4 protein-coding genes are annotated in these 3819 nt (G+C 70.0%); 3 read left to right on the forward strand and 1 reads right to left on the reverse strand.

All coding sequences use genetic code 11. From position 1 onward, the window contains the following. Positions 1-194: 194 nt before the first annotated feature. The 3 genes from pdxS to VAE53_RS10410 all read left to right on the forward strand — a co-directional run bounded on the left by pdxS (position 195) and on the right by VAE53_RS10410 (position 3254). Positions 195-1085: a pyridoxal 5'-phosphate synthase lyase subunit PdxS gene (gene pdxS, locus VAE53_RS10400; protein ID WP_322819310.1), complete on the forward strand. Its 891-nt coding sequence runs from the start codon at positions 195-197 to the stop codon at positions 1083-1085. A 44-nt stretch (positions 1086-1129) separates the two neighbouring features. After that, positions 1130-1582 (forward strand): DinB family protein, encoded by a 453-nt coding sequence (locus VAE53_RS10405; RefSeq protein WP_336624114.1) that lies wholly within the window; start codon positions 1130-1132, stop codon positions 1580-1582. Positions 1583-1706: 124 nt separating this feature from the next. After that, a complete protein-coding gene (locus VAE53_RS10410) occupies positions 1707-3254 on the forward strand; it encodes a DHA2 family efflux MFS transporter permease subunit (RefSeq protein ID WP_322819312.1) in 1548 nt (515 codons plus the stop codon). Positions 3255-3341: 87 nt separating this feature from the next. Here VAE53_RS10410 and VAE53_RS10415 read toward each other — a convergent pair. Then, the coding region (locus tag VAE53_RS10415; RefSeq protein ID WP_322819313.1) for an HAD family hydrolase at positions 3342-3819 on the reverse strand (478 nt) is incomplete at its 5' end.

Raw genomic sequence — 3819 nt, forward strand, 5'->3', positions numbered from 1 at the left:
GTCGACGTGCCCCTCCTCGCCAGTGAATGGCCCGCCCTCCGTGCTTCCCTGAAGGAACGCCTCGCCACCGACTGATCGGGACTCCCGCCGTCTTCCCCTGCACGCCGATGCCAGAGCGCGGAGTGCGCGCGCCGCTATATCCAGCCCCGCCGAAGTCCTACACTGAGGGATACAACGCGTCGCGGAGGAACACCATGTCCCAGGCCCAGACCGGCACGTGGGCAGTCAAAGTCGGGCTCGCTCAGATGCTCAAGGGCGGCGTCATCATGGATGTCGTCACGCCCGAACAGGCGAAAATTGCCGAAGAAGCGGGTGCCTGCGCCGTCATGGCCCTCGAGCGCGTCCCCGCCGATATCCGCCGTGACGGTGGCGTCGCCCGGATGAGCGACCCGGAAATCATCTACCGGATCATGGAAGCCGTCACGATTCCCGTGATGGCGAAGGCCCGCATCGGCCACTTCGTCGAAGCGGAGGTACTCCAGGCCATCGGCATCGATTACATCGACGAATCCGAGGTCCTCACCCCAGCCGACGAAGCCCACCACATCGACAAGCACCAGTTCAAGGTGCCCTTCGTTTGCGGCGCCCGGAATCTTGGCGAAGCCCTGCGGCGCATCGCCGAAGGGGCGGCCATGATTCGCACCAAGGGAGAGGCCGGGACCGGCGATATCGTCGAGGCCGTCCGCCACATGCGCGCCGTCCAGGACGAAATTCGCCGCCTCAAGAGCCTCTCCGACGACGAGGTCTACACAGTCGCCAAGGAGCTCGGCGCGCCGCTCGAGCTCGTCCAGCAGGTCAAGCGGGAAGGGCGCCTGCCCGTCGTCAATTTCGCCGCCGGTGGCGTGGCCACGCCGGCCGACGCTGCCCTCATGATGCGGCTCGGCGCCGATGGCGTCTTCGTCGGCTCGGGCATCTTCAAGTCCGAGAACCCGCCCGCCGTGGCGAAGGCGATCGTCGAAGCCACCACCCACTACCAGGACCCCGAAGTCATCGCCCGCGTGAGCCGCGGCCTCGGCAAGGCGATGCCCGGCATCAGCGTCAGCTCCCTCGGCGAAAAGGAGCTCCTCGCGACCCGCGGCTGGTAGCCCCGGCGTCGCTGTCCGGCCCGGCCGAGCAGTTCGCGCACCGCATCGAGGCCCAGGCCGAGGCGCTCCGTCGGCGCATCGTCCTCGCCCCGCCCGGCGCGTGGCAGCGCAGCGGACCCGGCGGGTGGTCGCCTGCGATGGTCGTCGGCCACATTTGCGAATTCCTCCCCTACTGGGCGAGCCGCGCCGTCGTCCTCGCCGCCAACCCCGGGGCCTCCTGGGGCCGCGAGGAGGACGACCCCGACCGCAGCGCCGGCATCCAGTTCGGCGCATCGCTCGACCAGCCGACCGCCTGCGAGCGCCTCGACCGCGCGGCCGCAGCCGCCAGCGCCGCGATCCGCGAGCTCACCCCGGCGCAGCTCGCCGTCCCCCTCCAGTTCACGGGCGGGGATCCGGCGCGCAACTCCGTCGCCGGTCTCGTCGAGCACGCCCTCTGCCGGCACCTCGAATCGCACCACGCCCAGCTCCGCCGGCTCCTCGCCTCCTTCGCCCCCTGAGCGCCGTGCCAGCGCATGCTCGCTGAACGCGCGGGGGCGGGCCTTGCCGCACGGATGTGAAACCTTCTATAGTCAGTTGCATTACACAACGGATCGCGTGCCGCGGTCCCTGGAGGCGCCCGACATGTTCAGCCGCACTGTCCCTCCATCGAAATGGCTTACCCTCGTCGCTGCTTGCTTCGGGCTCGGCATGCTGATGGTCGATACCTTCGTCGTCAACGTCGCCTTTCCCGCCATCGGGCGCGACCTCGACGCCTCCCTCGCCGAGACCGAATGGACCGTTTCCGGCTACGTCCTCATGACCGGAGTCTTCCCGCTCGCGATGGGCCGGCTCGGCGACATCTTCGGCCGCGACCGGATCTATCTCGCGGGTTTGGCCGGATTCGTCGTCACGTCCGGCCTCTGCGGGCTCGCGCCGAATATCGAGGCGCTCATCCTCTTCCGCATCCTCCAAGGCATCGCCGCCGCCACGATGATGCCGCTCACCCTCTCGATCGTCACCGCTGCCTTTCCCGCCGAACAGCGCGGCCTCGCCATCGGCATCTGGGGCGGCGTCTCCGGCCTCGGCCTCATCGCCGGCCCCATCCTCGGCGGCCTCCTCGTCAGCGGCGACCAGTGGCGCTGGATCTTCCTCGTCAATCTACCCCTCGGCCTCCTCGCAGTCCTCTTCGCGCTCCTTTGGGTGCCTTCCACCCGCGACCCTTCCGCACCCCGTACCATCGATTGGCCGGGGCTCGTCGTGCTCTCGGGCGGCCTGCTGTTCGTGCTCTTCGGCGTCAACCGCGGCAACGAGCTCGGCTGGGCATCTCCCGTCATCGTGGGCTGCTTCGCCGCCGGGGCCCTGCTCCTGACGCTCTTCCCCTTGGTCGAACGCCGCGCGCGCGCCCCACTCGTGGACCTCTCCCTCTTCCGCAGCATGCCGTTCGTCATGGCTTCGCTGAGCGCCTTCCTCTTCTCCGCCGCTGTCTTCGGTTCGCAACCGTACGCCAGCCTTTTCATGCAGAACTACCTCGGCTTTTCGCCACTCCAAGGGGGGCTCGCCTTCCTCCCGGCCACAGGGCTGGTCGCCCTGCTGATGCCGGTCTCTGGCATCGTCGGCCAGCGCCTCGGCCATCGCATCCGGATCATCATCGCCGCGGGCTCCATCTCCGTCGGGCTATCGTTCGTCTACCTCCTCCGCCTCGAACCCGCGAGCGGCTATCTCGATGGCCTCCTCCCCGCCTTCATCTTGCGCGGGCTTGGCATCGGCCTCGTCATCTCGGCCACCTCCTACGCGGTGGTGAGCGCCATGCCCTTGGCCAAGTCGGGGCTCGCCTCCGGTGCGCTGACGATGGCGCGGAACATCGGGACCTCGGCCGGCGTCGCCATCTTCGGAGCCGCCTACCTTCGTGCGGTCGAACACCTCCTCCCGCCGCGGCTCGCGGAGGCCGGTATCGAACCCGCAACCTCGGCCGGACTGGTCGAACGGTCTACCCACTTCCTCCCCGCTGCTGGCGAGCCGGCGGCCAGCGTGACTTCGGCCGCCATCGTCGATGCCTACGTTCTGCTCGCCGTCGTCGGCATCGGCATTTGTGCCCTCGCCATCGCGGCTGCGGCCCTCATTCGCCCCCGGACCGTGCCCGCGCCCGCCCGCGCCCCAGCGCCGATGTCCGGCCCCGCCTCGGCCCGCTGAGTCCACCCGGAGGACAGCTCCGCCGCCGCGCGCCCGGTCCGCTCGGCCGGAGGCGATTGGCGCGCCGCCGACCACGCCGATCCGCTCTCAGCCGAGCAGCTCCTCGATGAACTGCGCCGGCCCGTCGTCCGCCGGTCCGGGGATGAGCCGGGTCGCCGCCGCTTTCGCCCCGGGCGTGCCCGTTTCGACGGCCACGGCGAGCCCGGCCTCGCGGAACATCGGCACATCGACTTCCGAATCACCGATGGCCACCGCCTCCGCCGGGTCGATGCCGAGCGCCTCGCAGAGCCTGCGCAGCGCGCTTCCCTTGTGCACCCCTTTCGCGGTCACCGAAACCATCCCGTCGCCCGTGAACGCCAAGGCATCGAACAGTTCCACCCGGTCGCGCCAGGCGCGGAGTTCCGCCAGCCGGGGATCCTCGGCGCCGGGCTCCGCGAGCACGGCCAGCGCCCCGGCCAGATCGGCCTCGCGCAGCGACGTCACTGGGCGGAGCCACTCCGGCGCATTCGCCGCCCACGGCGGCAATTCGTTCGCGCGGCGGTAGGCGAAACCGGGTAGCGCCACA

The organism is Tepidiforma sp., from assembly GCF_034432735.1.
Classification (GTDB): domain Bacteria; phylum Chloroflexota; class Dehalococcoidia; order Tepidiformales; family Tepidiformaceae; genus Tepidiforma.